This window comes from Streptomyces sp. TP-A0356 (genome assembly GCF_001417775.1).
GTDB lineage: Bacteria > Actinomycetota > Actinomycetes > Streptomycetales > Streptomycetaceae > Streptomyces.
This window is the reverse complement of record NZ_BBZJ01000028.1, coordinates 171599-198363: the sequence shown is the minus strand read 5'-3', so window position 1 is coordinate 198363 and position 26765 is coordinate 171599. Positions and strand designations below refer to the sequence as shown.

Annotated in this window: 22 protein-coding genes and 1 pseudogene; 17 read left to right on the top strand and 6 right to left on the bottom strand. The window is 71.4% G+C overall.

The window, feature by feature from the left end:
- Positions 1–47: 47 nt before the first annotated feature.
- Together ASC56_RS29910 and zapE are read right to left on the bottom strand one after the other, a co-directional pair.
- Positions 48–446 (bottom strand): hypothetical protein, encoded by a 399-nt coding sequence (locus tag ASC56_RS29910; protein ID WP_055494692.1) that lies wholly within the window; start codon positions 444–446, stop codon positions 48–50.
- Positions 447–607: 161 nt separating this feature from the next.
- A complete protein-coding gene (zapE, locus tag ASC56_RS29905) occupies positions 608–1747 on the bottom strand; it encodes a cell division protein ZapE (protein ID WP_199836099.1) in 1140 nt (379 codons plus the stop codon).
- Here zapE and ASC56_RS40750 point away from each other — a divergent pair.
- From ASC56_RS40750 to sbnA, 9 genes are all read left to right on the top strand, one after another.
- Complete coding sequence (locus ASC56_RS40750) at positions 1746–2654, top strand: pyrimidine reductase family protein (protein WP_079102792.1); 909 nt, start codon at positions 1746–1748, stop codon at positions 2652–2654. The two genes, zapE and ASC56_RS40750, sit on opposite strands and share 2 nt — an antisense overlap.
- Positions 2655–2886: 232 nt before the next feature.
- Positions 2887–3360 carry an indole-3-glycerol phosphate synthase gene (locus ASC56_RS29895; protein WP_199836098.1) on the top strand — a complete coding sequence of 158 codons (474 nt, stop codon included), beginning with the start codon at positions 2887–2889 and terminating at the stop codon, positions 3358–3360.
- A 205-nt stretch (positions 3361–3565) separates the two neighbouring features.
- Complete coding sequence (gene murC / locus ASC56_RS29890; protein WP_055494690.1) at positions 3566–4951, top strand: UDP-N-acetylmuramate--L-alanine ligase; 1386 nt, start codon at positions 3566–3568, stop codon at positions 4949–4951.
- A gap of 13 nt (positions 4952–4964) precedes the next feature.
- Positions 4965–5372 carry a peptide-methionine (R)-S-oxide reductase MsrB gene (msrB, locus tag ASC56_RS29885; RefSeq protein ID WP_055494689.1) on the top strand — a complete coding sequence of 136 codons (408 nt, stop codon included), beginning with the start codon at positions 4965–4967 and terminating at the stop codon, positions 5370–5372.
- A 267-nt stretch (positions 5373–5639) separates the two neighbouring features.
- On the top strand, positions 5640–8246 hold the full coding sequence (locus tag ASC56_RS29880; RefSeq protein ID WP_055494688.1) for a Pls/PosA family non-ribosomal peptide synthetase: 2607 nt from the start codon (positions 5640–5642) through the stop codon (positions 8244–8246).
- A complete protein-coding gene (locus ASC56_RS29875) occupies positions 8246–11503 on the top strand; it encodes an amino acid adenylation domain-containing protein (protein WP_055494770.1) in 3258 nt (1085 codons plus the stop codon). The genes ASC56_RS29880 and ASC56_RS29875 overlap by 1 nt, the downstream gene beginning before the upstream one ends.
- 26 nt (positions 11504–11529) lie before the next feature.
- Positions 11530–12534, top strand: coding sequence for a TauD/TfdA family dioxygenase (locus ASC56_RS29870; RefSeq protein WP_055494687.1), 1005 nt, complete (start codon positions 11530–11532; stop codon positions 12532–12534).
- Complete coding sequence (gene sbnB, locus ASC56_RS29865; protein WP_055494686.1) at positions 12531–13601, top strand: 2,3-diaminopropionate biosynthesis protein SbnB; 1071 nt, start codon at positions 12531–12533, stop codon at positions 13599–13601. Before ASC56_RS29870 ends, sbnB begins: the two co-directional genes overlap by 4 nt.
- A gap of 37 nt (positions 13602–13638) precedes the next feature.
- Positions 13639–14679 carry a 2,3-diaminopropionate biosynthesis protein SbnA gene (gene sbnA / locus ASC56_RS29860; protein ID WP_055494685.1) on the top strand — a complete coding sequence of 347 codons (1041 nt, stop codon included), beginning with the start codon at positions 13639–13641 and terminating at the stop codon, positions 14677–14679.
- 6 nt (positions 14680–14685) lie between these two features.
- Here the strand turns inward: sbnA and ASC56_RS42210 are convergent.
- Positions 14686–14980: pseudogene (locus ASC56_RS42210) on the bottom strand (LuxR C-terminal-related transcriptional regulator); the annotation flags it as partial.
- A 313-nt stretch (positions 14981–15293) separates the two neighbouring features.
- On the opposite strand from ASC56_RS42210, the gene ASC56_RS29855 reads away from it, so the two are divergent.
- From ASC56_RS29855 to ASC56_RS29830, 6 genes are all read left to right on the top strand, one after another.
- On the top strand, positions 15294–16424 hold the full coding sequence (locus ASC56_RS29855; RefSeq protein ID WP_055494684.1) for an ABC transporter ATP-binding protein: 1131 nt from the start codon (positions 15294–15296) through the stop codon (positions 16422–16424).
- The gene (locus ASC56_RS29850; RefSeq protein ID WP_055494683.1) at positions 16421–17134 is read left to right on the top strand and encodes an ABC transporter permease; all 714 of its coding nucleotides are present in this window, start codon (positions 16421–16423) and stop codon (positions 17132–17134) included. The genes ASC56_RS29855 and ASC56_RS29850 overlap by 4 nt, the downstream gene beginning before the upstream one ends.
- Positions 17131–17799 (top strand): ABC transporter permease, encoded by a 669-nt coding sequence (locus tag ASC56_RS29845; RefSeq protein ID WP_055494682.1) that lies wholly within the window; start codon positions 17131–17133, stop codon positions 17797–17799. The genes ASC56_RS29850 and ASC56_RS29845 overlap by 4 nt, the downstream gene beginning before the upstream one ends.
- A 212-nt stretch (positions 17800–18011) precedes the next feature.
- On the top strand, positions 18012–18950 hold the full coding sequence (locus ASC56_RS29840) for an ABC transporter substrate-binding protein (RefSeq protein WP_199836097.1): 939 nt from the start codon (positions 18012–18014) through the stop codon (positions 18948–18950).
- Positions 18951–19553: 603 nt separating this feature from the next.
- Positions 19554–19964, top strand: a complete 411-nt coding sequence (locus tag ASC56_RS29835) for a hypothetical protein (protein ID WP_063785024.1) — start codon at positions 19554–19556, stop codon at positions 19962–19964.
- Between the two features lie 251 nt (positions 19965–20215).
- Positions 20216–21016 (top strand): VOC family protein, encoded by an 801-nt coding sequence (locus tag ASC56_RS29830; RefSeq protein ID WP_055494769.1) that lies wholly within the window; start codon positions 20216–20218, stop codon positions 21014–21016.
- Positions 21017–21104: 88 nt separating this feature from the next.
- Here ASC56_RS29830 and ASC56_RS29825 read toward each other — a convergent pair whose 3' ends face one another.
- Together ASC56_RS29825 and ASC56_RS29820 are read right to left on the bottom strand one after the other, a co-directional pair.
- A complete protein-coding gene (locus ASC56_RS29825) occupies positions 21105–21524 on the bottom strand; it encodes a DUF6114 domain-containing protein (RefSeq protein WP_107309377.1) in 420 nt (139 codons plus the stop codon).
- Complete coding sequence (locus tag ASC56_RS29820) at positions 21521–22201, bottom strand: DUF6230 family protein (RefSeq protein ID WP_055494679.1); 681 nt, start codon at positions 22199–22201, stop codon at positions 21521–21523. Before ASC56_RS29820 ends, ASC56_RS29825 begins: the two co-directional genes overlap by 4 nt.
- A 625-nt stretch (positions 22202–22826) precedes the next feature.
- Between ASC56_RS29820 and ASC56_RS29815 the strand changes: the two genes are divergently transcribed.
- Entirely contained in the window at positions 22827–23492 is a 666-nt protein-coding gene (locus ASC56_RS29815) for a hypothetical protein (protein WP_055494678.1), read from the top strand.
- A 364-nt stretch (positions 23493–23856) separates the two neighbouring features.
- Positions 23857–25677 carry a hypothetical protein gene (locus ASC56_RS29810; RefSeq protein WP_159039722.1) on the top strand — a complete coding sequence of 607 codons (1821 nt, stop codon included), beginning with the start codon at positions 23857–23859 and terminating at the stop codon, positions 25675–25677.
- Between the two features lie 50 nt (positions 25678–25727).
- Here ASC56_RS29810 and ASC56_RS29805 read toward each other — a convergent pair whose 3' ends face one another.
- A complete protein-coding gene (locus ASC56_RS29805) occupies positions 25728–26615 on the bottom strand; it encodes a lytic polysaccharide monooxygenase (RefSeq protein ID WP_055494676.1) in 888 nt (295 codons plus the stop codon).
- Between the last annotated feature and the right edge of the window lie 150 nt (positions 26616–26765).

Sequence of the window (26765 nt, the reverse complement as noted above, 5' to 3'; positions counted from 1 at the left end):
TGGCGTGGTGAGGGGAGGCCGGTGTCAGTCGGTACCCAGTGAGCAGCTCAGCAGCGGAACACCTGAAGTGCCGCGGGGGCATGAGCGGTGGACGATCTGGATATGCGCAGCGAGGCGGGGCCGGCGGTCGGCGGCTGCGCCGCCGTGACGTCGTGTGCCGACAGCACGGGCGCGGGGGGCTCCGGAAGGGATTCCGTGCCCGCCCGGTGGCGGTCACGGGTGCGCAGCGGGCCGGTGGGGCTCGCCGGGTGTGCGAGGCCGCCGCAGGTGACGACCTCGTCCGCCTCGTCCGCGCGCTTGCTCGGGACCGCCTCCGGGGAACCGGCGTCGGTCACATGGGTGTGGTGCGCGGACGCGAAGGACGCGGTGGGCGTGAAGAGCTGCATGGCCAGCAGAACGGCGGAGAGGATCGTGAGCATGTAGCGGACCGGCGTACCTCGCACCATGCGCCCCCTCCCCGTTGTGTGCGTCCGTCGTGTCCTCGACGACCACGTTATCCCGGCTGACCTGTTTGCAGGGTTAACTTCACGTTTCAGGTAAAGAACAGCCCAAAAACCGAGGTCGGAATGGCTGATGCCTGTCGTTGACGCACGTCTGTTTGGTTCTGCTACGCCTCGACCAGGCCCTTGGCGTCACGAGCGAGGGCGGTGAGGCGGGAGATGGCGCGGAAGTACTTCTTGCGGTATCCGCCCCGCAGCATCTCCTCGCTGAACAGCTTGTCGAACGGCTGCCCGGAGGCGAGCACCGGCACCTCGCGGTCGTAGAGCCGGTCCGCGAGCACGACCAGCCGCAGCGCCGTCGACTGGTCCGGCACCGGCCGGACGTCGGTCAGGCACAGGGCCTTCACTCCGTCGGTCAGGGCGCCGTACCGGCTGGGGTGGACGCGGGCGAGGTGTTCCAGCAGATGGGGGAAGTCGTCGAGCGAGGCGCCTTCGGTGGCGTACGCCGCCTTCGTCACCTGCTCGTCGCTGTACGGAGCCGGGGCCTCGGGCAGGCCGCGGTGACGGTAGTCCTCGCCGTCGATGCGCAGCGTGCGGAAGTGGGCGGACAGGCCCTGGATCTCGCGCAGGAAGTCGGCGGACGCGAAGCGGCCCTCGCCGAGCTTGCCCGGCAGGGTGTTGGAGGTGGCGGCGAGCGCGACGCCCGCGTCGACGAGCTTGCCGAGCAGGGTGGAGACGAGGACCGTGTCGCCGGGGTCGTCGAGCTCGAACTCGTCGATGCACAGGAGGCGGTGGCCGGAGAGCGTCTGGACCGTCTGCTGGAAGCCGAGCGCGCCCACCAGGTTCGTCAGCTCCACGAAGGTGCCGAAGGCCTTCAGTGCGGGCGCGGCCGGGGTGGCGTGCCACAGGGAGGCGAGCAGGTGGGTCTTGCCGACGCCGTAGCCGCCGTCGAGATAGACACCGCGGGGGCCGGCGGGGGCCTTGGCGGCCTTCGCCTTCCCGAAGCCGAAGAACGAGCGCCTGCCGGAGACGGCGTGCGCGCCGCCGAGGCCCGCGGCGAAGTCATCCAGGACGCGTACGGCCTCGCGCTGGCTGGGCTGGTTCGGGTCCGGGATGTACGTCGCGAAGCGGACGGAGTCGAAGCGTGGCGGTGGCACCATCTCGGCCACGAGCCGGTCGGCGGGGACGTGCGGCTCGCGGGCGCACAGGGACTGCGGGGCCGCTTCGACTATCCGATCGATTCCGGAGGCGGCGGTGGAGGACGACACGGTTCCCCACTCTAAAGGCCGTGCCACACTGCACGACATGCGACGCCTGTTCCCTGTGACCGACCAGACAGTGGCCGAGCCGGGTGGCCCCGCCCCGGATACCGGGGAGGCCCCGGGCGCCGGGGCGGATACGGGTGCCCGCCGGGCGCCGGGCGCCGGGGCGGACGGCGCGCCGGTCGGCGGCCCGGTCGCCCTGCCGGCCGGCGGTGCCGCGGACCGCGAATGGACGCTGGAGGAGCTGGCCGCGGCGTACGCCTACCCCGAGCCCGGACCTGGCGGCCGGGAGCCCTGGCTGCGGGCCAACATGGTCTCCACGCTGGACGGGGCCGCCCAGCACGAGGGGCGCTCCCAGCCCATCTCCGGCGCCGCCGACATGCGGATCTTCGGCACGCTGCGGGGGCTCGCGGACGTCGTGATCGTCGGTGCTGAAACGGTACGGCAGGAGGGCTATCGCCCGGCCCGCGAGCGGGAGGCCTTCGCGGGGCTGCGCAAGGCGGCCGGGCAGGGCCCCGCGCCCGCGATCGCCGTGGTGAGCGCGAGCCTGGAGCTGGACTTCTCGTGGCCGCTGTTCACCTCGCCCCTGGTGCCCACGCTGGTGCTGACCGGAGCCGCGGCGGCGCCGGACCGGGTGGCCGCCGCGGAGAAGGCGGGGGCCCGCGTGGTGATCGCCGGGGACGGCATGGGCGTGGACCCGGCCCGCGCCGTACGCGCCCTCGCGGATCTCGGCATGACCCGGCTGCTGACCGAGGGCGGCCCGCGTCTGCTGGGCCAGCTGATCGCGGCCGGGGTCCTGGACGAGCTGTGCCTGACGGTCTCCCCGATGCTCACGGCTGGTGATGCGCAGCGGATCGCCGGGGGCCCCTCGGTGACGGTGCCCCGGCGGTTCTCGCTCGTGTCCCTGCTGGAGGAGGAGGGGTTCCTCTTCGGCCGCTACCGAAGGACCTGAGACCGCGGTTGCGGTGGGACCTGAGACCGCGGTTGCGGTGGGACCTGAGACCGCGCTTGCGGAATCACCCATTCCGTTCAGACTTCGAGGGGCACGGTCCCCGGGGGGCACGCCAAGACCCGTAGACCTGCGATCACGGGGCAGGATGGTTTCCGCGGGGTCTGGACGGCCCGCGCAGGAGAGAGGCCCCACGGGGTCCTCGCAGGGCTCGAAGGAGAAGGGGCGCCCCGTCGTGTTCACGAGCGTACTGATGATCGAGAAGGCCCTCACGTCCGCCGACGTGGAGTTCGTCACCACCCTGCACGGTGACGAGCCGGTCTCCTTCCACGTCCTGCTCCAGCCCCGCGGCGACCAGGCGGACCGCCTGCTGCGGGCCATCGACGACATCGCCCTGGGCGAGCTGGACGAGGCGGCGCACGAACGGGACGTCCCGGAGGGCAAGGACGCCGCGGCACTCGGACGGCAGGCACTGGAGGTGTCCCTGTCCGCGCTGCACGCGGCGGGCAGCGAGGCGGAGGGCCGTCTCATCGAGGACCATCCGCTGGACGCGCTCAAGGCCCTGGTGGAGGAGGTCGGCGCCGACGAGGTGATCGTGCTGACCGACCCCCACTACGTGGAGGAGTTCTTCCACCGAGACTGGGCGTCCCGGGCCCGGCACAAGGTGGGGGTGCCGGTGCTGAAGCTGTTCTCGCACAGCAAGGCGTAGACGCTGCCGCCGGGGCGGACCGAGGAGCGCCGGGCACTCCTGGGCTTTCGGCGTGCTCCACCGCGGGCGGACCGTGACGCATCGCGCACACGGCGCGGCCGCATACTGGCACGGCCCAGCTCTTACGGCCCTTACGGGGTCCCGCGCGCGGCACAGCATAGGCTGGGCCGCTGACACCCGCCGTACCAGCACCCAGGAGACACGCATGGCACCCGGCCTCCCCACCGCCATGGACCGACCTCACTTCATCGGCATCGGCGGCGCCGGAATGTCGGGCATCGCGAAGATCCTCGCCCAGCGCGGCGCCAAGGTGGCGGGCAGCGACGCGAAGGACTCGCCGACCGCCGAGGCCCTGCGCGCGCTGGGCGCGACGGTGCACATCGGCCACGCGGCCGAGCACCTCGCCGACGACGCCACCTGCGTCGTCGTCTCCTCCGCGATCCGGGCGGACAACCCGGAGCTGGCGCGCGCGGCGGGGCTGGGCATCCCGGTGATCCACCGCTCGGACGCCCTCGCCCGCCTGATGGACGGACTGCGTCCGATCGCGGTCGCCGGCACCCACGGCAAGACGACCACGACGTCGATGCTGGCGGTGTCCCTGTCCGAGCTGGGCCTGGACCCCTCGTACGCGATCGGTGGCGACCTGGACGGGCCCGGCTCCAACGCCCTGCACGGCGAGGGCGGGATCTTCGTCGCCGAGGCCGACGAAAGCGACCGCAGCTTCCACAAGTACGCCCCCGAGGTCGCCATCGTCCTCAACGTCGAGCTGGACCACCACGCGAACTACGCCTCCATCGAGGAGATCTACGAGTCCTTCCAGACCTTCGCGGGCCGGATCGTCCCCGGTGGCACGCTGGTGATCGCGGCGGACCACGAGGGCGCGCGCGAGCTGACGCGGCGCCTGGACGGTTCGGTGCGGACCGTGACGTACGGCGAGTCGCAGGACGCCGACGTCCGCATCCTCTCGGTCGTTCCGCAGGGCCTGAAGAGCCAGGTGACGGTGGTCCTGGACGGCTCGGAGCTGACCTTCACGGTCTCCGTCCCCGGCCGCCACTACGCGCACAACGCGGTGGCCGTGCTGGCGGCGGGCGTGGCTCTCGGCGTACCGACGGCGGAGCTGGCCCGGGCCCTGGGGGCGTACCGGGGAGTGAAGCGCCGCCTGCAGCTGAAGGGCGAGGAGGCCGGTGTCCAGGTCATCGACTCGTACGCGCACCACCCCACGGAGATGACCGCGGACCTGGAGGCGATGCGGGCCGGAGCCCGGGGCCGCATCCTGGTGGTCTTCCAGCCCCACCTCTTCTCCCGCACGCAGGAGCTCGGCAAGGAGATGGGCGAGGCACTGGCCCTGGCGGACACGTCGGTGGTCCTGGACATCTACCCGGCCCGCGAGGACCCGATCCCGGGCGTGACGAGCGAGCTGATCATCGAGGCTGCGCGGGCGGCCGACGCGGACGTGCAGGCGGTGCACGACAAGGCGGAGGTCCCCGACGTCGTGGCGGGAATGGCCAGGCCGGGGGATCTTGTTCTCACCATGGGCGCGGGTGACGTCACGGACCTGGGCCCACGGATCCTGGACCGTCTGTCGAAGTAAGGGGCTGACACTCATGGCGTATGACGTCGACAAGCCGGACGAGCAGTGGCGCGCGGAGTTGACCCCTTCCGAGTACGCGGTCCTGCGCCAGGCCGGCACCGAGCCCGCCTTCATGGGTGAGTACACGAACACCAAGACCAAGGGCGTCTACTCCTGTCGCGCCTGCGGCGCCGAACTCTTCACCTCGGACACGAAGTTCGAGTCCCACTGCGGCTGGCCGTCCTTCTACGACCCCAAGGACAGCGACGCGGTGGAGCTGCTGGAGGACCGCTCGCACGGGATGGTCCGCACGGAGGTGCGTTGCGCCCGCTGCGGCTCGCACCTGGGGCACGTCTTCGAGGGCGAGGGCTATCCGACGCCGACGGACCAGCGGTACTGCATCAACTCGATCTCGCTGCGGCTGGTGCCTGAGACGGAGTGACCCGGGCTCCTCCCCGGGCAGGGGCCGGTCCATTCGGACCGGCCCCTTCGCCATGCCGTGGACGGCCTTCGCCTTTCCGGGGTGAACTCCGTATGGGTGACTTGTCGCTCGACCTGGCGGTGTAACGGGCCGGGAAACACCGCTCGTTGAGCGATACCGCCGCGTTCTCGTGATCGAATCCGAGTGGCAGCCCGTCGGCGGCCGATCGAAACTGAAGCGCACGGTTTGGTGATCAGTCAATAGGTCGGCTTTCCGCAAGGAGTTCGAATGGTGGACGAGTCTGCCGAGGTCCTGATCTCCGGGCCGGGCGAACCCGTGATCGCCGGGCGCCGCAGCGCCGACCCGGCCACGTCCGACACCGAGGGGACCCTGGCCGGCGTACTGGCCGACGTCGTGGGCGTCGAACATGTTTCCGTCGACAGCCACTTCTTCGCCGACCTCGGCGCCAATTCCTTGGTGATGGCCCAGTTCTGCGCGCGGGTCAGGAAGCGGCCAGGTCTGCCGTCCGTGTCCATGAAGGACATCTATCAGCACCCCACGGTCCGAAGCCTGGCAGCGGCTCTGGCGGACACCGCTCCCGCTCCCGCCGCGTCACCGGTCCCCGCGCCGCCGCCGGCGCCGCCCGCTCCCGTGACGCGGGCGAGCACACTGGATTACGTCCTCTGCGGAACGCTGCAATTGCTGGTCTTCCTGGGATATTCCCTGGTCACCGGACTTGCCGCCGCCCGAGGATACGAATGGGTGGACGCCGGATCCGGTCTTGCCGTCATCTATCTGCGTTCGCTGCTGTTCGGCGGTATCGGATTCATCGCCCTGTGCACGTTTCCGATCATGGCCAAGTGGATCCTCATCGGCCGCTGGAGGCCCCGCGAGTTCCCCGTGTGGGGGCTGACCTATCTGCGCTTCTGGATCGTCAAGGTACTGCTCCACGCCAACCCGATGATCTTCCTCGTCGGCAATCCGCTGTATGTGCTGTACCTGCGGGCGCTCGGCGCGCGCATCGGCAAGGGAGTCACGATCCTCTCCCGGTCCGTCCCGGTCTGCCCCGACCTGCTGACCATCGGCGCCGGCACGGTGATCCGCAAGGACTCGCACTTCCTCTGCTACCGGGCGCACGCCGGGCGTATCCAGACCGGCCGGATCACGCTCGGCCGGGACGTGTACATCGGCGAGAAGACCGTGCTCGACATCGACACGTCGATGGGCGACGGAGCTCAGCTCGGTCACACCTCCTGCCTGTACCGCGGCCAGACGATCCCGGACGGCGAGCGCCGGCACGGGTCCCCGGCACAGCCCACGGAGATCGACCATGTGAGGGTCGCTCCGGCCCGGTGCGGCACGCTGCGCCGGGCCGGCTTCGGACTCCTCACCCTGCTCCAGCTGTTCCTCCTCTACATCCCGCTGACCGTCGGCGGTGCGTACATGCTCTTCACCGAGGTCCCGGCGCTCGGCAGGCGGCTGAACCCGGAAACGGTGGGAGTCCTCTCATGGGAGTTCCTCGGCGACGCGCTGGTGCTGTCCCTGGTGCTGTTCTTCGGCTTCGTCGTCGTGGGACTCGCCGTGCTCTTCACCGTTCCGCGCCTTGTGCGTCTGGCCGTCAAGCCCGACACGGTCTATCCGCTCTACGGCTTCCACTACGCGGCGCACCGGGCGGTGGCCGGCATGACGAACCGTAAGTTCTTCGCCTGGCTCTTCGGCGACAGCTCCTACATCGTCCACTACCTTCGCGGCCTCGGATACGACGTGTCCCTTGCCGAGCAGACCGGGTCGAACTTCGGCACCGAAGTGCAGCACGAGACCCCGGATCTGGTCTCCGTCGGCCCCGGCACGATGGTGGCCGACGGGCTCTCCCTCATCAACGCGGACTTCTCCAGCACGTCCTTCCGGGTGTCCCGGGTGTCGATCGGGCCGCGCAACTTCCTCGGCAACAACATCGCCTATCCCGTGGGCGGAAGGACGGGCGACAACTGTCTGCTCGCGACGAAGGTCATGGTCCCCCTCGACGGTGAGATCCGTGAGGGCGTCGGGCTGCTCGGCTCGCCGTCTTTCGAGATTCCCCGGTCCGTGGAGCGCGATTCGCGGTTCGACCATCTCAGGACCGGCGACCGGCTGCGCCGCAACCTCGCCGCGAAGAACCGCTACAACATCCGCTCCATGCTCCTGTTCCTGCTCGTGCGGTGGCTGCACACCTTCGTGCTCACGACATTCGGTCTCGTCTCCGTCGGCCTGTACGGGGTGCTCGGCCATGTGGTGATCGCCGGGTACCTGGCGCTCACCCTCGTGTTCACCGTCCTCTACTTCGTCCTGGTGGAGCGCTGCATCACGTCGTTCCGTGCGCTGCGCCCCCGGCTCTGCTCCATCTACGACCCGTACTTCTGGTGGCACGAGCGCCTGTGGAAGGTGCCGACCGACTACCTCAACGTGCTGAACGGCACCCCCTTCAAGAACGTGGTCTGGCGGCTGCTGGGCGTGCGTATCGGCAGAAGGGTCTTCGACGACGGCTGCTATGTGACGGAGCGGACACTCACCTCCATCGGGGACGACTGCACGCTCAATGCCGGGTGCAAGGTCCAGTGCCACTCGCAGGAGGACGGCACCTTCAAGTCCGACCGCACGGTCCTCGGGGCCGGCTGCACCCTCGGGGTCGGCGCGTTCGTGCACTACGGCGTGACGGTGGGCGAGGGTGCCGTGCTGGCACCCGACTGCTTCCTCATGAAGGGCGAGGAAGTCCCCCCGGACGCCCGGTGGGGAGGCAATCCCGCCGCGGAGCTGCGGGATGCCCCCGTCCGGGCCCGCGGCAGCGGCTCGGCATCGGCAGCGGATACGTCTCCGGCGAACGGCGCCGCGGCGACGGCGAGCGGGAAGGCCATCTGATGGGAGCGCACGTGGAAGCGGACCGGGAGTTCTGGGGCGGAGTGCTGTCCGCCGGCGGTTTCACCGCGGTCCCACGGTGGGCCCGGGAGCCGGTGGCGGGTGTGGCGGAGCACCGGGCGGTGGTGCCGGACGACGTGGTGCGCGTGGTGCGCGCGCTGGCGGCGGAGTCGGGGGTTCCGGTGCGCTCGGTGCTGCTGGCCGCGCACGCCAAGGTGCTGAGCGCCCTGTCGGGTGACCAGGAGGTGGTGACGGGTTACACCGCCGGGGTGGCGGGCGGCCCGCTGCCGTGCCGGCTGACCGTCGCCCCCGGGTCGTGGCGCGCGCTGGTGGCGAGCGTCCACCGCGCCGAGGAGGAGTTGCTGGCGCACCGGGAGTTCCCGGTGGATCGGCTGCGGCGGGAACTGGGGGTGGCGGGACCGTCGTACGAAGTCGTGTTCGAGCCGTCGGGAGCCGAGGGCGGGCTGGTCGACGACGCGGTGCTCGGGGTGGGCTGGTGCGACCGGGGCGAGCGGCTGGAGGTGCGGCTGCGGTACCGCACGCAGGTGCTGGACGCGGAGTGCGCGGCCCGGATCGCCGGCTACCACCTCACCGCGCTGGGGTTGATGGCGGCCGATGCCGACGCCGCCCATGCGCGCCGGAGTCTGCTGTCGGCCGAGGAGATGCGCCATCAGCTGGAGGGGCTGGCCGGGCCGTCCCGGGCGCTGCCGGAGGGGCGGGTGCACGAGCTGTTCGAGCAGCGGGTGCGGGCACATCCGGAATCGGTGGCGGCGGTGCACGGCGATCGCGCGTGGACGTACGGGGAGCTCAACGCGCGCGCCAACCGGCTGGCCCGGGCGCTGCTGGCGCGGGACCTGGGCCGGGAAGAGGTGGTGGGGGTGGTCACCGAACGGTCGCTCGACTGGCTTGCCGCGGTGCTCGCGGTGTTCAAGGCCGGGGGCGTGTACCTGCCCATCGAGCCGCACTTTCCGGCGGGCCGGATCGCGGCGACGCTGTCGCGTGCCGGGTGCCGGCTGGTGCTGACCGAGTCGGGCAGCACCGACACCCTCGATCAGGCCCTGGCCACACTACCGGGGGTCGAGAGGCTGCTCGTCGAGGCGGCGTACGCGCAGCAGCATGCCGACAGCGACGTCGGGGTGACGGTGACGGCCGATCAGCTGGCCTACATCTACTTCACCTCCGGCTCCACCGGCGAGCCCAAAGGGGCGATGTGCGAGCACGCGGGCATGCTCAACCACCTCTACGCCAAGATCGACGACCTGGGGATCGGTTCGGGACGGGTGGTGGCGCAGACCGCCCCGCAGTGCTTCGACATCTCGCTGTGGCAACTGCTGGCCGCGCTGCTGGTGGACGGGCGGACGCTGCTGGTCGGGCAGGAGGTGATCGTGGATGTGGAGCGGTTCCTCGACACGCTCGTCCGCGGCCGGGCCGGTGTCGTGCAGGTCGTTCCCTCCTACCTGGAGGTGGTGGTGTCGTGTCTGGAGCGGCGTCCCCGCGCGTTGCCGGACCTGAGGTGTGTGTCGGTCACCGGCGAGGCGTTGAAGCGGGAGCTGGTCCAGCGCTGGTTCGCGGTGCAGCCGGGGATCAAGCTGGTCAACGCCTACGGACTGACCGAGACCTCGGACGACACCAATCACGAGGTCATGGACCGGGTGCCGGAGCGGGTGCTGTTGGGGCGTGCGGTCAACAACGTGCACGTGTACGTCGTCGACGAGCAACTGTCGCTGGTGCCGCTGGGCGCCCCGGGGCTGATCGCGTTCTCCGGCGTCTGCGTGGGGCGGGGGTACGTCAACGATCCCGAACGCACCCGTGAGGCGTATCGGCAGGACCCGTACCGGCCGGGTGAGCGGCTCTACCTGGGGGGCGACTGGGGGCGCTGGCACCCCGACGGGAAGCTGGAGTTCCTCGGCCGCCGGGACAACCAGGTCAAGATCCGCGGCTTCCGTATCGAGATCGGTGAGATCGAGAACACCCTGCTGCGGGCGCCCGGGGTACGGGACGGCGCGGTGGTCGTCGCCGAGCGGCCCGGCCGCGGTGCGCACCTGGTCGCCTTCCACACCGGCCGGCGCCAGTCGGCGGACGCGCTGCGCCGGGCACTGGGCGCCGTGCTGCCCGACTACATGGTCCCGACGGCCTTTCACTGGCAGCACAGCCTCCCGCTGACCGCCAACGGCAAGATCGACAGGAAGGCCCTGACCGCGCTGGCCGAGCAGACCGCGCCGGTTGCCGAAGGCGACACCGGGCGGCACCGCGGCCCGCGTACCCCCACCGAGCGGAAGCTGGCGGCCGCCTGGGCCGAGCTGCTGGGCCTGCCCGAGCACCGGATCGGCCGACTGGACCACTTCTTCGACTCCGGTGGCACCTCACTGGCGGCGGTGAGACTCACCCTCGCCCTGGACCGCGCGGTGTCCCTCAAGGACATCACCCGCCATCCGGTGCTCGCGGACCTCGCCGCACTCCTCGACAGCACGGCTCCGCAGCACCAGGAGCTGCTTCAGCCGCTGTGGGAACCGGACCAAGTGCCGGAATGCGCCCTGGTGTGCTTTCCCTACGCAGGCGGAAACGCCGTCAACTTCCAGCCGCTGGCGGGCGCGCTGGCGGGCAGTGGGCCCGCGGTGTACGCCGTCGACCTGCCCGGTCACGACCTGGCCGCCCGCAGCGAGCCGTTCGCACCGCTGGCACAGGTGACGGAGCGGGTCGTCGAGGAGATCCTCGCGCGCGGCCTGCCCAAAGTCATGCTGTGGGGTCACTCCTCGGGCACCGCACCGGCCGTGCGGACGGCGAGGCGGCTGCAGGAGCGCGGGGTGGACGTCCCACGGGTGTTCCTCGGCGCCCAGTTGCTCGGCACCGCCTCCGGCCGACGGGCCGCCATCGCCGAGCTGACCGGGCAGAGCGACGCGGAGATCGCCGCGAGGCTGACCGCGGACGGCGCCTACACCGAACTCGGTGAGCTGAACGAGCGGCACGCCGAGCACGTCGGTGCCGCCTACCGGCACGACTGCGTGTCCGCCCACCGCTACTTCGTCGACGCCCTGGAGACCCCGCCGACGGTGAAGCTGTCCGCGCCGGTCACCGTGGTCGTCGCCGCCGACGACCCGCACACGGCGGAGTTCCCCGACCGGTACCGGGACTGGCAGCTCCTGGCCGAACACGTGGATCTGCACGAGCTGGCCGACGGCGGCCACTACTTCCCCCGTACCCGCCCGGCCGCGGCGGCACGGGCCGTCCTGGGCGCCGCCGAACTGCTGGCCTCCTCATGAGCCCGTACGAGCCGAAAGGAACCGAGATGTCGTCCTCATCCCTGGCACCACCGCCCGAGGTGGAACTGAGGCCGGGCAAACCCCCGATCCTGCATGTCGAGACCCCCGGTGATGCGGTGGGCTGGGCGGCCGAGCACCGCGATGCGCTGCGTGCGCAGGTCGCCGAGCACGGTGTGGTGCTCGTCCGTGGCCTGGGGCTCCGGCAGGCGGACCAGGCCGGTGCCGTCTTCGCGGGGCTGGCCGGCGGTCTGATGACCGAGAGGGAGGCCTTCGCGCCCCGGCAGCCCCACGGCCCGGGGCTCTACTCCTCCTCGGCCTGGCCGGCCAACCAGCCGATGTGCATGCACCATGAACTGAGCTACGCGCTGGAGGTTCCCGGCCTGATGCTGTTCGCGTGCCTGAGCGCGCCCAGCGAGGGCGGTGCGACCGGGGTGGCCGACGCCGAACACGTGCTCAAGGCGCTGCCCGCGGAGCTGAGCGATCGGTTCGAACGTGAGGGCTGGCTGCTCACCCGCAGCTACAACGACGAGATCGGTGCCTCCCTGGCCGAGTCGTTCGGCACCGACGACCGCGCCGCCGTCGAGCGCTACTGCCGCGACCACGCCATCGACTTCGCCTGGCAGCCCGACGGGTCCCTGCGCACCCGGCAGCTCCGCGGCGCCGTGGTGCGCCACCCGCTCACCGGCCGCCGCTGCTGGTTCAACCAGATCGCCTTCCTCAACGAGTGGACGATGGACCCAGAGGTGCGCGAGTACCTGGTGGACGTCTACGGCGAGGACGGACTGCCCTTCAACACCCGCTTCGGGGACGGCACTCCCATCGGCGAGGACATCGTCCAGTTGCTCAACAGCACCTACGAGGCCCACACCCGGCGCGAGCCCTGGCAGGCCGGCGACATGATGCTGGTCGACAACATCCGCACCGCACACAGCAGAGAGGCCTTCACGGGAGAGCGTCAGGTGCTGGTCGCCATGGCCGAGCCCCAGCGTCCGGCCGGCTTCTGCGCGACCCCGGAGGCGAGCCGACGATGACATCCCTGCTGTCCTCCGCGACCGAGTCGGTCCCGTCCCACCCGGGTCCGGCGCCGACCTTCGCGGTGATCTCCGGAGCCCAGGTACAGCAAGCCCTCAAGGGGCGCGAGACGCAGCTCGTGGAGTTGGTCGAAGCCACCTACCGGCTGCACGGAGCGGGAGACTCGGTCAACCCGCCGTCGTACTTCCTGCGCTTCTCCGACCGCCCCACGGCACGGATCATCGCGCTGCCGGCCTCCATCGGCGGGTCCGTCAACGTGGACGGACTGAAATGGATCTCCAGCTTCCCCGTCAACGTGACAGCCGGCCTGCCCCGGGCCTCCGCGGTCCTCATCCTCAACGACCACGACACCGGCTACCCGTTCGCCTGCCTGGAGAGTTCCATCATCAGCGCCACCAGAACCGCGGCATCCGCCGCGCTGGCGGCCGACTGGCTCAGCCGCAACCGCCCCCGCCCCACCCGTATCGGATTCTTCGGCACGGGCCTGATCGCCCGCTACATCCACACCTTCCTGACCGGCACCGGATGGACGTTCGACACCGTCGGCGTGCACGACGTCTCCGCCGACAGCACCGCCGGCTTCAGCGGTTACCTGCGGCAGGCCGGCGCCGGCGGAGGGATCACGGTCCACGACAGCGCCGAGGAACTCATCCGCTCCAGCGACCTGGTGGTGTTCGCCACCGTCGCCGGCACACCCCATGTCACCGACCCCGACTGGTTCACGCACCACCCCCTGGTGCTGCACGTGTCCCTGCGCGACCTGGCCCCCCAGATCCTGCTCGCATCGGCCAACATCGTCGACGACGTCGAGCACTGTCTCAAAGCCGACACCTCACCCCATCTGGCCGAACAGCTCACCGGCAACCGCGACTTCCTCGACGGCACCCTCGACGACGTCATGACCGGACGGGTGACCCCGCCGACCGACCGGCCGGTGATCTTCTCGCCCTTCGGACTCGGCGTGCTGGACCTCGCCGTCGGCAAGTACGTCTACGACGAAGTGGCCCGGGCCGGGCACCTCCAGCTCATCGACGACTTCTTCCACGACCTGCGCCGCTACGGCTGAAGGCCTTCTTCCTCAGCTCTGGCATCAGGAGGCCAGTGTGCCCGTCATCTCCGCTCCCCACGCTTTCAACGAAGGCCGGCTCTACATCGACCTCCGATCGATATTCGGGCGCTCCCTCTACCTGAAGTGCGAGGGCTTCAACTTCGCCGGCTCGATCAAGCTGAAGGCCGCGAACGAGATGGTCGAGACCGCCGAGCGGGAGGGCGTCCTGACACCGGACTCCATCCTGGTCGAGTCCTCGTCGGGCAACCTGGGCGTGGCGCTCAGCATGATCGCCGCGAGCAAGGGATACCGGTTCCTGTGTGTGACCGACTCCCGTTGCAACCTGTCGACCAGACTGCTGATGGAGGCGCTGGGCAGCGAGGTGCACATCATCGCCGACCTGGACGCCAACGGCGGCTTCCTCGGCAGGCGACTCGACTACGTCCGGGCGCTGTGCGCCTCCGACGACCGGTACGTGTGGCTCAGTCAGTACACCAATCCGGGCAACTGGCGGGCGCACTACCGCACGACGGCACCGGAGATCGCCCAGGAGTTCCCACGCCTGGACGTGCTGTTCGTCGGGGCGGGCACCACCGGGACCCTGATGGGCTGCGCGCGCTACTTCCGGGAGCGTCGCCGGCCGGTGCGGATCATCGCGGTCGACAGCGTGGGCTCGGTGAGCTTCGGCGGCAAGCCGGGCCGCCGGATGATTCCGGGCCTGGGCATGAGCATGCGCCCGCCGCTGCTCGACGAGTCCTACGTGGACGAGGTGATCCGGGTCGAGGAGGTGGACACCATCCGTGCCTGCCACCGGCTGGCCCGACGCGGCTTCCTGTTCGGCGGCTCCACCGGGACGGTGGTCAGCGGCGCGATGGACTGGCTGGCCCGGCACGACACGCGAGGCCTGACCGCGGTGGCCATCGCACCGGACCTCGGCGAGCGATACCTCGACACCATCTACCAGGCCAACTGGCTGCAGGGCCTGTACGGCGATGACCTCCTCGACTCCGAAGAGGTCACCACCGGGCCCCGGGGAGCCGAGCCCCTGCCACGCACGCCCGGCCGACGGCCGAAGCCACAGGAGGGCACGGCGTAGGCACGGTCACCCCGGGCCGCCGCCGGGGGCGACTTCTCCGTTCCCGGGGACGGGAATCGGGCCGAGCGCCCCGGGGCGTTCGGCGCGGCGACGGACGCCGAGTCTGCGGTAGGTGCCGGCCCGGTGGGTCTCGACGGTGCGCCGCGCGAGGTGCGGGAGTTCGGCGATCCCCGTGTTGGTACGGCCGGCCGCGGCGAGGGCGGCGAGGGCGGCGATCCGGGTCGCTGCCGGTGAGCGCCGCCGGTCCGGTGCGGGCGCCCGCGGTCCGGCGGGCGCCGCCCCCGCGCAGGGCCTCCTCGGCCGGGACCGCGGACGGATGGGCCCAGCCGTCAGGGCCCTTCGGACTGACGGATCTCCGCCGCTCCTTGTCCCACGACAAGCAGGTCGCCATCGCCGAGAACGAGTTCTTCGGCCCGTCGAACGGCAACGCGCGTAGGGCGGTTCTCCCTGGGGCGGTGACCCCTCCATCCGGCCGCCCCAGCGGCACACCGAGATTCGGGCACGTCATCCGCCACGAAGCCGCAACACATGCCGTCTAGACTCTCCCGGCAGCGGCCCCTGCGACACGGCCGGGATCGGGCCGCTCCTGCCACACCCGAAGGGCATTCGGCGCTTTGATACGGATAGATTCACTCACGAAGCGGTATCCGGACGGCACGGTGGCGGTCGACCGGCTGTCGCTGGAGATACCGGACCGCTCGATCACCGTTCTCGTGGGCCCCTCGGGATGCGGCAAGACGACGACCCTCCGCATGATCAACCGCATGGTCGAGCCGAGCGAGGGCACGATCACCCTCGACGGCGTCGACATCGGCCGGCAACCGGTGAACTCGCTGCGCCGGTCCATGGGTTACGTCATCCAGAACGCCGGACTCTTCCAGCACCGCACCATCCTCGACAACATCGCGACCGTGCCCCGGCTGCTCGGCTGGAGCAAGGACCGGGCCCGCACCCGGGCCCGGGAACTGATGGAGAGGGTCGGCCTCGACGCGTCGCTCGCCAAGCGGTACCCGTACCAGCTCTCCGGTGGACAGCAGCAGCGCGTCGGCGTGGCGCGGGCGCTCGCAGCCGATCCGCCGGTGCTGCTGATGGACGAGCCGTTCTCCGCCGTCGACCCCATCGTGCGCAAGGGCCTGCAGGAGGAACTGCTCAGGATCCAGGACGAGTTGGGCAAGACCATCGTATTCGTCACCCATGACATCGACGAGGCGATCCGGCTCGGCACGATGGTCGCCGTCCTGCGGACCGGCGGCAGACTCGCCCAGTTCGCGCCGCCCGCCGAGCTGCTCACCTCCCCCGCCGACGCGTTCGTGGAGGACTTCCTCGGCGCCGACCGCGGCATCCGGAGGCTGTCGTTCTTCACCTCCGAGACGCTGGAGCTGACGAAGACCCCGATCGTCGCCGTCGACTCCTCCGCCGAGCAGATCGCCTCCCGCGCCACGCCCGAGGTGCCGTACCTGCTCGTCACCGGCATCGACGGCAAACCGCTCGGCTGGAGCGAGCCCGGGGAGCTGACCGCCGGGGAGATCACGGCGGAGCGACTGCTGCCGTACGGGCGGCCGTTCGAGTACGGCAAGGACTCGCTGCGCGCCGCGCTCGACGGTGCCGTACTCTCGCCCACCGGCTGGGCCGTCGCCGTGGACGGCACCGGCCGGGCGGTGGGCGTCGTCTCGCAGCAGACCATCGGCGAGGCGATCCGCCGTGCCCACGCCGAGGGCCACCGGGACGAGAAGGTCGCCGGATGAACGGGTTCTTCCACCTCCCGAGCGACCTCCAGAACACCTGGCTCGGCCTCGTCGGGCTGCACCTGCGGGAGGCCCTGCTGCCGGTCCTGGCCGGCCTGGTGGTGGCCCTGCCGGTGGCCCAGCTGTGCGTGCGCTTCCGCTGGCTGTACCCGCCGGTGCTGGGCGTGACGACGATCCTGTACGCGATCCCGTCGCTGGCGTTCTTCGTCGTCCTCATCGACTACACCGGCCTGAGCGAGATCACCGTGATGATCCCGCTGACCGTCTACAGCCTGGTGGTGCTGGTCCCGGCGATCGTGGACGGCATCCGTTCGGTGTCGCAGGAGACGCTGGACGCGGCCACCGCCATGGGGTTCGGGCCCCTGCGCCGCTACGTCCAGGTGCAGTTGCCGATCGCCGTGCCCGCCATCCTCGCGGGCCTCAGGGTGGCGACCGTGTCCAGCCTCAGCCTGGTCAGCGTCGGCACCCTCATCGGCAATCAGGGCGCGCTCGGCAATCTGCTCGCCGACGCGATGTTCTACCACCGGCCGATGCTGGCGGTGAACTCAGTGATCACCACGGCCGTCCTGGCGATCCTCGTGGACGCCGCGCTGGTTCTCGCACGCGTCCTGCTGACGCCCTGGATGCCGCGCGCCACGCGCAGGCGGAAGACCGAGGCCACGGCGCGACCCGAACCGACGACACTCGCCCTGGAGGACGCGGCCAGGTGAACGTACTGAACTTCGTCAGCGCCTTCTTCAGCGACAGCGCCCACTGGCACGGCTACGACGGCATTCCCACGCGGGCGTGGGAGCACGTCCAGTACTCGCTGATGGCGCTCGGCGTCGCCGCCGCCATCGGGTTGCCGGTGGGCCTGCTCACCGGCCACACCGGACGCGGCGGCAACGCCCTCGCCTTCATCGCCACCGCCGCCCGGGCACTGCCCAGCTTCGGTCTGCTGGTGCTGATGTTCGTGCTGCTCGGGCTAGGGCTGCTGCCCGTGATGATCCCGCTGGTCGTGCTCGCCGTCCCGCCGATCCTGGTGACGACGTACGAGGCCGTCCGGTCCGTCGACCCCTCCCCGGTGGACGCCGCGCGGGGCATGGGCATGAGCGAGCCGAAGATCCTCTTCCAGGTCGAGGTGCCCGTCGCGCTGCCGCTGATCCTGAGTGGGCTGCGCTCGGCGGCCATCCAGATCGTCTCGACGGCCACCATCGCCGCGTACGTCAGCCTCGGCGGCCTCGGCCGGTACATCGTCGACGGGCTCTACCAGCGCGACTACGAGAAGGTCGTGGGCGGTGCCACGCTGGTGGCCGTACTGGCGCTGGCGACGCTCACGCTGTTCTGGGCGGTGGCCCGGGCCGCCGTGTCCCCGGGGGTGCGCAGAAGCGCCTGACAGGAGCGGACAACTGGCCCCCTTCGAGACGACCGCCTCCTCAACCAGTCGTGCATCGAGGCCAATCGGTGACCAGAATGCTCTTGACTGACCGAGAACGAGCTGGATTGGATCAGTGAGGTGCGGTGCCCGCACCCCGCACAGCTGCGCCACGCCCTGCCTCATCCTCCGAGCCCGGAACGGGAATCGTGACTTCTACCACGAACACCAGCATGTCCAGCAGGAGACTCCCCGGCGCGGCCGCCGTCGCGCTCGCCGCCACGGCCGCACTGCTCGCGGGGTGTTCCTCGTCCTCCGGCACCAAGTCCGACAACCCGCTCTCGAACGACAAGGCGAGCGGCGACAGCGTCGTCGTAGGCTCCAACAACTTCACCGAGAGCATCCTGCTCGCCGACATCTACGGCGAGGCGCTCAAGGCCAAGGGCGTCAAGGTCACCTACAAGCCCAACATCGGCAGCCGGGAGACCACCTACGGCCTGCTGAAGAACGGCTCCATCACGGTCCTGCCCGAGTACAACGGCGCGCTGCTGGCCTACCTCGACAAGAACGCCGCCCCGAAGACGGTCACCGCCACGACGGCCGCCATCAACGCCAAGCTCGACTCCAAGCTGACGCTGCTGGACCCGGCGCCCGCGCAGGACAAGGACTCCATCACCCTGGACGCGGCCACCGCGAAGAAGTACAACCTCACCGAGAAGTCCGGTATCGCGGACCTCAAGGACATCGCCAAGGACCTGGTCATCGGTGCCTCGCCGGAGTTCCAGACCCGGCAGCAGGGCCTGGTGGGTCTGAAGACGGTCTACGGTCTGGAGTTCAAGTCCTTCAAGGCGTTGGACGCGGGCGGTCCGCTGACCCAGGCGGCGCTGAAGAAGAACACCGTGCAGGCCGCCGACATCTTCACCACGGACCCGAGCATCTCCAAGGAGAAGTTCGTGGTCCTGCAGGACCCGAAGAACCTCTTCGGCTTCGAGAACGTGCAGCCGCTGGTCTACAGGTCGGGGCTGTCCAAGAAGGGCGTCGACGCGCTCAACACGGTCTCGGCGAAGCTCGACACGGCGGCCCTGCTGGACCTGGACGGCCAGGTGCAGCTCGACAACAAGGACCCGCTCGACGTCGCCAAGGCCTGGCTGAAGTCGGCCGGCCTGGACTGACGCCCGCGGCGTGGGGACCGCCGGGTGTCCCCGCCCCCGGGGGCCACGGGCGCCCGTGTCGACTGGACGGCACGGGCCTGGACGTCGCCGGGGTGGTCCGGCTCGCCGACGGCCGGCAAGGGCGTTGCGTCTGCACCCCGCCCCATCGCCGTCCCTCGCCGTCGGGGGACCGCGGTTGGCCGGGTGCGGGATGCCCGTGGCCGGTGGCGGTTCCCCGCGCCCCCTCGGGACGCGGGGTCGACCTACACCTCGGCCGGCTCAGCAAGAAGTCCGGCCGCCGTGCACACCGGGTGTCACCTACCTCACGGCTTGCGGGCGATCGCTCCGTACATCGCGATGTCCTCGTCCCGGATACCACCCCTCCGATCCGTGGCCGCATCCGATCGACCTCCCGTGCGATCCGTCCGACGCCCGGTGCCACCTCTCCGATCCGTGGCCGCATCCGATCGACCTCCCGTGCGATCCGTCCGGCGCCCGGTGCCACCTCTCCGATCCGTGGCCGCATCCGATCGACCTCCCGTGCGATCCGTTCGGCGCCCGGTGCCACCTCTCCGATCCGTGGCCGCATCCGATCGACCTCCCGTGCCATCCCTCCGGCGCCCGGTGCGACCCCTCCGTCCGTGGCCGCATCCGATCGACCTCCCGTGCGATCCGTCCGGCGCCTGGTGCCACCTCTTCGACCCGCTGCCGCACCCGACCGCGTTCCTCGCGCCGGAGCCCGCCCAGCGCCTGGCTCTCCCGGAAGAACTGACCCCCACCCTCGGATACGACGCCGTGGGCATCCCCCGGGAGCACGGCGTACGGATCATGAACTGTCTGCCCCGCGTCGGCTGCGTGTTCGCCGACGACCTCCGCTGGTGGTGGATCGTCCCGTCGGGGTCCCACATCGGCGTCGTCTGGCCGTCCTCGACGAGCTACGCGGTCGACGCGTGCGTGGGGCGGTACGGGGGCCCGGAGCCGGACGTGTGTCGCGCGGACCCCTCCTGGAGCGGCCCGCGCCCCGTCCGTCCCTGATCCACCGCCCCGACGGTGACTCACCGTACACGCCACCCATCCCGCTGTACTTCCTCGCCTGCCGCCTGGCCGGCAGCGCCCCGCACTGGTCGCCGGGCGTCGGCGCCTGAGGCCCGGCGAGTCGCTCTCCGGATGACGCCCGGCGTCCGGTGGCGCATCCTTGCAGGGGCACGATCGGGGTACCCGGATGCCCTGAGCGAACGACGGGGGAGGTGCCCGCTGCCTCCCCCTCGGAACCGGGCGGTGTGGTGATGGTCAAGGACGAGAGGCGCAGCAGGGGAGAGGTCCCCGATGACTCGGTGTTCGGCGCACCGTGCTGGGTCAGTCTGACCACGCGCGACCTGGAGACCGCGGAGGAGTTCTACCGGGCCGTGCTCGGCTGGGAGTGGCGGCCGAACAGCCTCGGCGACCGGTTCCGGGTGGCCCTGGCGGACGGGGTGCCGGTCGCCGGGATCGCCGCCGTCGCCTCGATGTGGCAGATGGCCGTCGCCTGGACCCCGTACTTCGCGGTCGCCAGCGCCGACGAGGTCGTGGCCCGCTGCCGGGAGCGCGGCGGCACCGCGGCCGTCGGGCCGATCGCCCTCCCGCCCGGCCGGACGGCGCTGCTCGCGGATCGCGACGGAGCCGTCTTCGGCGTCTGGGAGGGCCCGCTCATGACGGGCTGGGAGCGGTGGCGCGAGGCCGCCCCCACCTTCATCCGGCTGCACACGCGCGACGCCTTCGACGCCGCCATCTTCTACGGTGAGGTCCTCGACTGGGCCTCCGCGCGCCCCGGCTCCGTCGAGGTGCACTACGAGGGCGACGAGGTCATCCTGCGCAGTGGTGGAGTGGTGGTGGCACGGATCCACTCGGGGGCGGTCGAGTCGGCGCCCGACCCCACGATCCGCCCGCACTGGCAGGTCAACTTCACGGTCGCCGACGTCGACGCCTGTGTCCGGGCCGCTCGCGAGCACGGCGGCTCCGTCGTGCAGTGGGAGGAGGGCGCCGAGGAGGCGATGCTGGCCGACCCGGACGGTGCGCGCTTCACGGTGACCGCCAAGCGGGAGCCCTGAGGGGGCCTCGGCGAGCGGGATCCGTCGGGAGCCCCGGTGGTGGTGGGGGGTCGGGGCGCCGGAGCCCGCTCGCCGAGGGGCCGGGGGGTCAGGACGCGGCCGAGTCGGCGGTGGGGGACGGGGCACGGCGACGGCGCAGGATGCCGGCCCGCGGCTCCTGGTCCGGCAGCCAGCCGAACGTCAGGCAGCTCCCGGTCACGCCCAGCAGCAGCCCGATCATGAAGCCGCCCAGGTTGGACGTGAGCCAGGTGCCCAGGGAGAGCATCACGCCGATGCTCGAGTAGAACAGGCGCTGGGCCGGGTTGAAGAGGGTCAGCAGACCGCACAGCAGCATCACCGACGGCAGCAGGTACCCGGCCAGACCCTGCATGCCGATGTGCAGGACCACCTTGAGGGACGCCTTCTCGGTGAGGAGGATCTCCGCCCCGCCCAGCGTCAGCAGCAGTCCGCCCCAGAAGGGTCTCCTCGCCCGCCACCGCCGGAAGGCGCGCCTCGGCCGGCCCGTCACGGGCAACCCGAGTCGCTGAAGCCGAGCTTGAGCCCTGGCAGCTTGAACACCCCCGCCGTGGTGGCGTAGTTGGTCTGCCGCAGATTGGCGATGTGGACCGTGTCGGCCTGCTGGCTGAAGACGCCCTTGTTGCCCTGCACCCCGGCCTTGTTCAGCGTGCTGGCGTCGTTGCCGATCTCCATCTTGGTGAAGTCGGCATCGCCGGACAGGACGGTCGAGTCGGTGGTCAGATCACTGGCGATCACCTTGTCCTTGCCGCCGCCCGCGGTGATGAGCAGGTTCGTCCCGCCGAGGTCGACGCTCTGGCACAGCTTGGTGAGCGTCGCGTTCTTGATGGCGGAGGTGACGACCAGCACCTGACCGCCGGTGTCGCCGGCGTTCGGGCTGCCGTCCGCCATGTTGTCGAGGTTGCCGAACTGCTCGAACCCGGTGCCGGTCAGGTCCGTGGCGGTGACCGTGAACGGCATACCGGAGATCGCGAACTGCACGCCCAGCGCTCCCTGGGCGGTCATGATCGCGAGACCCGCGGCGATCGCGGTGGCAGGCACCGCCATCACCGCGGCGCGGCGCAGGCGGACCCGTCCGGGTCTCTCGGACGACCCCTCGGCGGCGGAACCGCTTTCCGGATGTTCGGGCGTGGAACCGGTGGACGCCGTGGCGTCCGAGGACGAGGCCATGTCTGCTCCTGGGCATGGTCGATGCGAATGGGGCTTCGCCGGCACGTTGTCCTGGCGCGGACAGGGGCTGCCGCGTACGCCTCCTCACACCTCCCGGCGCGTGCAAGGGCTTTCTCGTGGCGCGGCAGTGGCCGTCGAGGAAGTTACCGGGGGTTACAGTCGACGGTCAAGACAGTTGTGGCAGAGAGGTGTCGATTGTGTGGCGCCTGTGCCCGCCGGGTGCCGAAGGTTCTCACCGACACCACGGGCCGACCTGCGCAGCTCCCGCCCCGACTCACCAACTCCGCCCCAATGTCTTGACGTTGACGACGCATCAGGTCTACAACATCCACTGTTCTCTCCATGGATCCGTGGCGCCGGATCCTTCGCACGGCGCACGTCACTCTCCCGGCCCCGTCCTCCCGGGGCGTTCGTGACACCTCCGCGCGCGGTGCGATGCACGGATCCTTCACGTGCGACCGCGATCCATCACCCTCGCGACACCGGCACGGTCGCCTTCCCCTGTCCGTGATCCCCCCGGTGATCCGGCGGTCGCTGCCGGCCCGTCACGTACGGAGAAGGCGTCACGGGCCGGCAGCGGCACACCCACCCGCACAGCCCCCCACTTCGGAGAAGAGGCACCCCGATGCGTACGACCCGATCCCTGCTCGTCGTCGCCGGCGCCGTCGCGGCCCTCGCGGTCGCCACGGCCTCCCCCGCCTCCGCGGACGGCACCGTCCTCACCACGGGCAGCGCGGGCGGGACCGCCGTCGCCGTCGGCGACGTCCTCAACGCGTCGCTCGCAAGCGGCACCGCGGCCACGCTCTACTCCAGCAGCACCGGCACCAGCGGCGTCTCCTGCACCTCGTCCACGTTCACCGCCACCGTCACCGCCAACCCCGCCGCACCCGGCACGGCGACCGAGTCGCTCACCGGCCACACCTTCGACAGCGCCGGCTGCACCAGCAACGTCGTCGGCGTCCTGGGCGTCACCGGCATCACCGTCGACAACCTGCCCTACACCACCACCGTCGCCTCCGACGGCACGATCACCGTCACCCCGGCCGCCGGCTCCACCATCCAGACCACCGTCAAGCTGCGCACCCTGCTCGGCACGATCACCTGTGTCTACCGGGCCCCGAGCCTGACCGGGACGGCCGGCAACACCGACAACAGCATCACCTTCACCAACCAGCAGTTCACGAAGTCCTCCGGCTCGTCCCTGTGCTTCGCCAACGGCTACTTCACGGCGAAGTACGCCCCGGTCACCGACACCAGCCAGTCGGGGAACCCGGTGGTCCACGTCAACTGAGGCCGCCCGACGGCCTTCATGGGTCCGTGCCGTGCGCCTGGACGAGTCGGTGTCCAGGCCCCGGAACGCCCGTGCCGTGCCCACCGCCGGGGCCGCGGCCGCCGACGCCGGGCCGGGACTGGTCCGGCGAAGGCGGCGGCGAGGAGACGCCCGATCGGCGGGCCACTCCGGTCACGGGGGCGACCGCGCGGGAACCGGCGCCGACCGTCTCCGGCGCTTTGACGTGGCGCTTCCCGCGATCGAGGTGTCGGCCGAGCTTCGCGGGTACCCGTTCGGGGTGGCTGGAAGCATGGCGTCCATTTCCGCCCTGCCGGGTCGGAACCTGACCCGGACAGCGCCCGTCGGCCAGGCGCGAGGGGCCCTGATGGCCGTGACCCGTGCCGGGCTCACCGGGGCGGAGGCCCTGGGCAGAGCAGGTGCTCGTACCGCCGGGCGCGCGGGGGCGGCAGCGGTCAGGACGGTCGGCGGGGCGACGACCGGCGTGACGAGGGTCGGTATGCGGGCCGCCGGAAGCGCTGGGCGTGTCGCGGTGTCGGCTGCCCGGTGCGGGGCCTGGACCGCCGCGGCGACGCCCAGCCGGGCCGTTCGGGCGGGGCGTGCTCTGGTCGATCTCCATGCGCGGCGGCACATCCGCCGTATCTGGTCCGGTCACGGCCGTGCGCATATCGAGGTACGGGGCCTTGAGCTCGGTGGCCGCACGCGGGAGGGGCTGGTCCAAGGGGTGACCAGCTCCCTGCGCCGACTGAGCGGGGTGCAATGGGCCGAGGTCAACGCCGTGACCGGCCAGGTCCTCCTGGCCTTCGACGAGGGCAGCGTCAGTGTCGACCGGCTGCTGGACGCGGTCAGGGCGGTGGAGGAAGCCCACGGCGTGCACGACTCGGACTTCCCCTGGGCGCAGCCGGTCACTCCGGGCGACGACGCACCGGTCGCGGCCGTGGTGACCGAGTTGCTGGTCGACTGCGCCGCGGTGGCCGCGGGAGTCGCCCAGAGGTTCTTCCATCTGCCGTCCCTGCCCCGCGCGGTGCCCGCGGCGGTGGCCGCGCTGGAGCTGGAGCGCGAGCTGCGGCGACCCCTGGTACGGCGGATCGGGCCGGTGCAGACCGATCTGCTGCTCTCGTTGCTCAGCGCCACCGTCAACGGGCTGGGTGACGGCATCGCCATGCCCGCCGTCGACGTGGTCACCCGGATGCTGCTGCTCGGGGAGATCCGCGCCCGGCGTCAGGTGTGGGAGCGGCGCGAGAGGGACCTGTGCCCCGGCCCGCACTGCGTTCCGCACAGCCGGCCGGCGCGGCACATGCGGGCCAGGGCGCGTCCGCCCGGCCCGATCGAGCGGTGGGAGGCACAGCTGGCACCGTTCGCCCCGCTCGTCGCGGCCTCGGTGTTCGCGCTGACGGGCAGTCCGAGGCGGGCGGGGGAGGCGCTGCTGGCCGCCGTCCCCAGGGCCGCCCGCTACGGGAGGGAGGGCTTCGCCGCGACGGTCGGGCGCGAGCTGGCCAGGCGTGGCGTCGTACCTCTCGACCCGTCGGCACTGCGCCTTCTCGACCGGATCTCCGCCGTCGTGATCGACTCGGCCGTGCTGGCGAACCGGCGGCAGGAGCCGAAGGGCGGGCTGGATCCATTGGCCGTGCCGGTCCTGGCGGCGGCACGCTCCACCGGGGCGCGCGTCGTGCTCACACACAACGAGAGCGTTCCTGAGCTGGTGTCCCTGGCCGACCAGGTCGTCGGCGCCGGCGAACGCCTCGAGGACCGAGTACGCGAGCTGCAGAACCACGGCGAGGGCGTACTGGTGGTCTCGGGCGAGGACGCCGAGGCGCTGGCGGCCGCGGACATCGCGATCGCGATGCACGACGCCCCGGGTGCCCAGGCCTCCTGGTCAGCCGACCTGGTCTGCGGTGACGGTCTGTCGGACGCATGGCGCATCCTGCGCGCGGTGACCGCGGCCCGGACCGTCTCCGCACGCTCCGTCCAGCTGGCCCTGGCGGGGGCCGCGCTCGGCACGCTGATCGCCCTCGTCGGGCGAAGGCGTGGCATCTTCGGTGCCCTCACTCCCGTACACACCGCGACCCTGATCGCCCTGCTGTGGGGTGCCGCGACCGCTCGCCGCGTCACCCGCGGCCCCGCGCCCGGTCGCACCCCGTCTGCGTCGTCCGGAGCCCCGGAGCCGACGGGGCCCCAACACCGTTGAACCGCTGCCGACGACCGCTTCCGGGGCCCGGCGGAGCCGGAGCGGTCCTCTCAGCCGCGGCGGCGGCGCACGGCCAGCGCGACACCCCCGGCGCCCACGACGACCGCCGCGGCACAGCCCGCCAGCAGCGGCACCGACGGGCCGCCCTCGGCGCGGGGCGCGGTGGCCGCCGCCGGGGTGCCGGGTACGGTGGTCGCCGAGTCACCGGCCGCCGGGGAACCGCTCGGCGACGCGCCGCTCGACGACGGTGACGGCACAGGCGTGTACGAAGCCCCGCCGCCCTTGGCGGTCCCGGAACCGCGGGACGTGCCGGACGCCGGGAACACCACGTCCGAGCACGAGTAGTACGTGTCCGTGGTGCTGGAGTTCTGCCAGATCGTGTAGAGCACGTGGTGGCCGGACCGGTCCGCGGGGAGCCTGGCCCCGATCCGGTACGCGCCGTTCGTCAGCGGCGGGTCCGTGACCTGGGCGAACGGCTGCGTCGGCAGATCGGACCAGGTCAGCGGCTTCGTGGGGTCGTACCCCTGTTTCGTCAGGAACAGCTTGAACGTGCCCGTGTGCGGGATCGTCGAGCCGTACGTCATCGTCAGTGCCGCACCCGGTGCGAGCCGGGTCGACGGCCAGTCGGAGCGTGCCAGGTCGAGGCCCCGGTAGGCGGGGAGCCCTCCACTGCACAGCCGACCGTCCGGGATGAGCTGCCGGTCCCTGCCGTTCACGTCCGCCACCCGCAGGTTGTCCCAGGCCGTGAACGGCGCGCCGTTGGCCGCGATCGCCGCCCTGCAGGCCACGGTCCGGGTATGACTGCCGCCCTCGGGCGAGCACGCGACCACCCGGCTGACCGGATCCGTGGGCGCGCCGTGGGCGAGGGCCGGGATCGCCGGCAGCAGCGTGACCGCCATGGCGACGGCGGCCACGGCGGCGGTGCGGTGTGCGGTCATCCGGAGTCTCCAGGCACATCGGTCCGACGGGTCGTGTCGGGGAGTACGGGAGAACGGCGGCGCGCGTTCACCGCCGCGGTCCGGCGCGAGGGCGGCCGGAAGGAAGCCGCCGGCGAAGGTCGCCCAGTCGCCCAGTCGCCCAGTCGCCCA